The organism is uncultured Dokdonia sp., from assembly GCF_947492815.1.
Classification (GTDB): Bacteria; Bacteroidota; Bacteroidia; order Flavobacteriales; family Flavobacteriaceae; genus Dokdonia.
Map to the genome: position 1 here is coordinate 1 of NZ_CANLOB010000119.1, position 299 is coordinate 299.

The 299-nt window shown below is 60.5% G+C and carries 1 pseudogene; it reads right to left on the bottom strand.

What is annotated here, in order from left to right:
• Positions 1 to 299, bottom strand: a pseudogene (locus Q1A01_RS23775) (hypothetical protein); the annotation flags it as partial.

Consider the following 299-nt stretch of genomic DNA (forward strand, 5'->3'; position numbering starts at 1 on the left):
TCAGCTCCATCCGCACCTGCTGGTCCTTGTGGTCCAATTGCTCCGTCAGCGCCATCTGCACCTGCTGGTCCTTGTGGACCTGTATTTCCTTGAGGACCTTGTGGTCCTGTTGCTCCATTGTTACCTGCTGGTCCTTGTGGTCCGACTGCTCCGTCAGCACCATCTGCACCTGCTGGTCCTTGCGGTCCAACTGCTCCGTCAGCGCCATCTGCACCTGCTGGCCCTTGTGGTCCAACAGCTCCGTCAGCACCATCTGCACCCGCTGGTCCTTGTGGTCCAACTGCTCCGTCGGCGCCATC